A 4,131-nucleotide genomic window follows, 5' to 3' on the forward strand; every position below is an offset into this window, starting at 1 on the left:
CCTTTTACGATGGCGGGTTAATCAAAAATTCTACTTACTCAGTAGACACTAATTAGGTTCAATATTATAAGTAAATCAACATCTATTAAAAAGAACCTTTATTATAAGGTGTACTTATTTAATTAAGAATGGAGGAAAAAATCATGAAAGTTAAACTTAGACAAGAAAGATGTAAAGAATGCGGTATATGCGTAGATGTTTGTCCTAAAAAAGCTATTTCATTCAGCGATGAAATCAGCATTACAGGATACCGACCAGTAGTTGTTGATGATGATCAATGCATTGGATGTGGAATCTGTTACACTATGTGCCCTGACTGGGTATTCGAAATCACAGGAGAATAGGAGGTAATAAAATGGAAGATATGATTAAAGGTAATCACGCCTTTGCGGAAGCCGCAATAAGAGCTGGTGCAAGATTTTATGCAGGATATCCAATTACACCATCTACGGAAATAATGGAATACTTGTCAACTAGAATGGACGAAGTAGGCGGTGTATTTATTCAAGCAGAGAGTGAACAGTCATCGATGAATATATTGACTGGTGCTGCGGCATCTGGTCTTAGGTGTTTTACAGCATCTTCAAGTGTTGGAATGACACTGAAGCAAGAAGCAATTTCAAATATGGCAGATTCAGATTTGCCATTTTTGGCAATAAATGTAGTAAGATATGGTACAGGACTTGGAACACTTAATACAGGTCAATCTGACTATCTTAGAGATACTAGAGGTGGTGGAAGTGGAGATTATAGAAACTTTGTGTTAGCACCATATAGTCTTCAAGAAGCTGTTGAACTTATAGGTCATGGATTTGATCTTGGTGACAAATACAAAATGGGTTGTATACTTCATACAGAAGCATCATTGGGTCAAATGATGGAATCTTGTTCTTTTCCTGAAATGAAAGAAGTTAAGAGAAGGCACGGAGCTATAGATGGAACTTACTCTTTCCCTAGAATATCTCCTTTGTATAGAGATAGACTGGCAGAAGCTGTTGAAATGAAAGAAAGATATGAAATCATAAAAGAAAATGAGCAAATGTGGAATTCGGAATATCTGGAAGATGCCGAATATGTATTGGTGGCCTATGGTCTTGCTGGAAGATCCGTTGTTGGAGCGGTAAAACAGCTTCGTAAAGAAGGTCATAAAGTAGGATATATAAGACCGATTACATTATGGCCATTTCCAGAAAAAGCATTTGAAAAAGTAAATTCTAATGTTAAAGGATATATCTCTATAGAAGAAAATGCTGTTGGACAGATGGTTGAGGATGTTGCATTGACATTAAAAAGAGCCAAGCAGGATTCAAAACCTGTTTATTGTATGACTTATGTATATGGAGTTCCGACAATGAAGAAGATAAAAGCTGATTTCATCAAAGTCAACAATGGTGAAATGAAGGAGGTATACTAAAATGGCAGTAGCAAGAAAAGTACCAGAAATGCTAAGTAAACAGATCTCTTATTGTCCAGGTTGTGGTCATGGTGTTGTTGCAAGAGTTATGGCTGAATGCATTGAAGAATTAGAGCAGGAAAAGAACTGTATAGTTAGTATCGGTGTAGGATGCTATTCTCTTATGGGAGCAGCCTTGGAAGCAGATAAAATAGATAGTCTTCACGGTAGAGGTGGAGCAGTATGTACTGGATTAAAAAGATCAAATCCTGATGTATTGGTAATTTCATATCAAGGTGATGGTGATGCATATAGTATAGGAATAGGCGAGACTACAAGTGCTGCTTATAGAAATGAGAATATTACTGTAATTACAGTTAATAATACAAACTATGGTATGACTGGTGGACAGATGAGTGCTACGACTATGCCAGGACAGAAAACAATTACTTCTCCTCTTGGTAGAGATTGTAAAAAAACTGGAATGCCAATGAAATTTCCTGAACTTGTAGCGAATTCATTCCCAGAGGCAGCCTATGTAGCTAGAGGTGCTGTTACTACTCCTGCATATGTAAATAAAGTGAAGGGTTATATTAAGAATGCACTTAAAGCTCAATTAAATAATGAAGGATATTCATTAGTTGAGATTATGTCTCCATGTCCTACTAACTGGGGAATGACACCACTTCAAGCAATTGACAGGGTAAATAAAGAATTACTTGACTATTATCCTTTAGGTGAACTTAAGAAAAGGGAGGCAAAATAGACATGAAAGAAATATTATTTGCTGGATTAGGCGGACAGGGTGTACTTACTTCTGGTCTTGTGATTTCCCAGATTGCCGTAACAAAAGATATGAATGCAACATGGATTCCGCAATATGGAGCGGCCATGAGAGGTGGAACTGCCAATTGTACAGTGAAATTTGGCGAGGGTATGATTTATAATCCTGCCCAGGAAGAACCGGATGTTCTTTTAGCAATGAATAACCCATCTTTCCAAAAATTTGTTGATTTGGTTACACCAGGTGGAACTGTAGTTATTGACAGTTCACTTGTAACTTGTGATACTACAGTTAGAGATGATATAAAAGTTATATCTGTACCAAGTTCTCAAATGGCTCTGGAAATAGGACATGCTCGTGGTGCCAATATTATCATGACTGGAGTAATTGCGAAAGCAACGGGAGATTTCACGGAAGCTGAAGGTCTTGATGGTATGAACAAAATGTTCAACAAAAAAGGTAAAGGTAAATTTGAAGCTATCAACTCTCAAGCTTTTAAACTTGGCTATAACTTCATATAATATACATCAGTATGGAAATAAAGGCAGTGATTTAAAATAAAAAACGAGACAAGGAATGATAATTCTTTCCTTTGTCTCGTTTTTTCAAGTTGAAATTATTGAACTTTCAAAGATGCCTTGGTTCTTGTTTCAATGTTTCCTGGTTCAATATATTCTTCAATATCGATACCTGTGAATTGTTTGAGAGGACTTATTTCATATGCCTTTGTCTCAAAATTTTCCATAAGGGGTTTATTGATAGGGTTTTTCACATATTCGCTGCTGAACATGTTGTCAATTCCAATATCAACACTTTCAATACCAATCTCTCTTTTGCTACACGCAGATAATGAAAAAATCATTATCGCCGTTACAAGCATGCATATAATTGTTTTCATATATATTCTCCTAAATTCATCGTTATTTATTTGACAATTCCTGTCCAAGTAGTAATTATAGCACTAAAATTTAAATAGTCAACATGAAAACCTTAAAAATGTAAAATCTCTTGCAAAATATCATCAAAACTGGTATAATTTTTAAGTCGTGAAGAACGATACAATTTAATAAAGTGTTTTCTTGGTACCCACTCTAAAAAACAAGTAATAAATATTTATATTTATTTACTGTAGGTACTCCAGGAACATAATCTTATGTGAAGGAGTTTTTTTTATGAAAAATTTTACAACAGAGTATTTGGTAAAAAGCGCCATGATTGCAGCATTGTATGTTGTAGTAACACTGGCGTTTCAGCCAATAAGTTATGGTCAGGTTCAGTTTAGGATTTCAGAAGTTCTTGTACTGTTTGCATTCCTTAACCCCAGGTATGTCTTTGGACTTACACTTGGATGTGCAATTGCAAACATGTTCAGTCCTCTTGGAATAGTGGATGTAATATTTGGAACTACGGCTACATTTATAGCCCTTATGTTCATTGTACAGATGAGAAAAAGTTTTGGATTTAACACTAAAGCCTTGCTAATAGCAAGTCTTGGTCCTGTTATTGCCAATGGAATAATAATTGGAATCGAACTCAACTATCTTTTCCAGCTTCCTCTATTAATGTCCATGATTTATGTGGCCTTGGGTGAAGTTGTAGTAGTATCAGTAGTAGGGGTTCTTCTTTTTAAAGTCCTTATTGCAAACAAGAGATTTATTGAAATGATTACAATTCAGTAATTTACAATGAAATAAAAACATCGTACATCAGTTCTCGATTCTCACGAGACTTCACTGGTATACGATGTTTTCTTTTTTGTTTTTTGATATGAATTTAAATTTCTATTTAAAAATGATATAATAAATATATATTTCTATTTTAGTATAGAAAAGTTAGAATATAAAGTATTAGGAGGAATTATTTATGAGTATTTTAAGTGGATATCTCATGCCTCATCCGCCTCTTATCATACCTGAAATAGGCGGGGGAGAGGAAAGAAAGATTCAGAATACAA

General features: G+C 34.9%; 6 protein-coding genes. 5 read left to right on the plus strand and 1 reads right to left on the minus strand.

Annotation, left to right across the window (positions count from 1 at the left end):
• The first annotated feature begins 143 nt into the window (after positions 1–143).
• The 4 genes from AC3AX0_RS08480 to AC3AX0_RS08495 are packed head-to-tail and all read left to right on the plus strand — an operon-like array spanning position 144 to position 2,698.
• Positions 144–344 carry a 4Fe-4S binding protein gene (locus tag AC3AX0_RS08480; protein WP_487549865.1) on the plus strand — a complete coding sequence of 67 codons (201 nt, stop codon included), beginning with the start codon at positions 144–146 and terminating at the stop codon, positions 342–344.
• A gap of 11 nt (positions 345–355) precedes the next feature.
• Positions 356–1,414: a 3-methyl-2-oxobutanoate dehydrogenase subunit beta gene (locus tag AC3AX0_RS08485; RefSeq protein WP_487549866.1), complete on the plus strand. Its 1,059-nt coding sequence runs from the start codon at positions 356–358 to the stop codon at positions 1,412–1,414.
• A 1-nt stretch (position 1,415) separates the two neighbouring features.
• Positions 1,416–2,159: a thiamine pyrophosphate-dependent enzyme gene (locus AC3AX0_RS08490; RefSeq protein ID WP_487549867.1), complete on the plus strand. Its 744-nt coding sequence runs from the start codon at positions 1,416–1,418 to the stop codon at positions 2,157–2,159.
• Between the two features lie 2 nt (positions 2,160–2,161).
• Positions 2,162–2,698: a 2-oxoacid:ferredoxin oxidoreductase subunit gamma family protein gene (locus AC3AX0_RS08495; RefSeq protein WP_487549868.1), complete on the plus strand. Its 537-nt coding sequence runs from the start codon at positions 2,162–2,164 to the stop codon at positions 2,696–2,698.
• A gap of 95 nt (positions 2,699–2,793) precedes the next feature.
• Here the strand turns inward: AC3AX0_RS08495 and AC3AX0_RS08500 are convergent, their stop codons facing one another.
• Positions 2,794–3,075, minus strand: a complete 282-nt coding sequence (locus AC3AX0_RS08500) for a hypothetical protein (RefSeq protein ID WP_487549869.1) — start codon at positions 3,073–3,075, stop codon at positions 2,794–2,796.
• Between the two features lie 274 nt (positions 3,076–3,349).
• Here AC3AX0_RS08500 and AC3AX0_RS08505 point away from each other — a divergent pair, with 274 nt between their 5' ends.
• Positions 3,350–3,856, plus strand: a complete 507-nt coding sequence (locus AC3AX0_RS08505; RefSeq protein ID WP_487549870.1) for a QueT transporter family protein — start codon at positions 3,350–3,352, stop codon at positions 3,854–3,856.
• The last annotated feature ends 275 nt before the right edge of the window (positions 3,857–4,131 follow it).

Source organism: Dethiosulfatibacter sp., assembly GCF_983023055.1.

Bases quoted from the DNA above. Each gene is read 5' to 3' on its own strand.
- AC3AX0_RS08505 (WP_487549870.1), top strand. From the start codon at position 3,350: ATGAAAAATTTTACAACAGAGTATTTGGTAAAAAGCGCCATGATTGCA.
- AC3AX0_RS08500 (WP_487549869.1), bottom strand. From the start codon at position 3,075: ATGAAAACAATTATATGCATGCTTGTAACGGCGATAATGATTTTTTCA.
- AC3AX0_RS08490 (WP_487549867.1), top strand. From the start codon at position 1,416: ATGGCAGTAGCAAGAAAAGTACCAGAAATGCTAAGTAAACAGATCTCT.
- AC3AX0_RS08485 (WP_487549866.1), top strand. From the start codon at position 356: ATGGAAGATATGATTAAAGGTAATCACGCCTTTGCGGAAGCCGCAATA.
- AC3AX0_RS08480 (WP_487549865.1), top strand. From the start codon at position 144: ATGAAAGTTAAACTTAGACAAGAAAGATGTAAAGAATGCGGTATATGC.
- AC3AX0_RS08495 (WP_487549868.1), top strand. From the start codon at position 2,162: ATGAAAGAAATATTATTTGCTGGATTAGGCGGACAGGGTGTACTTACT.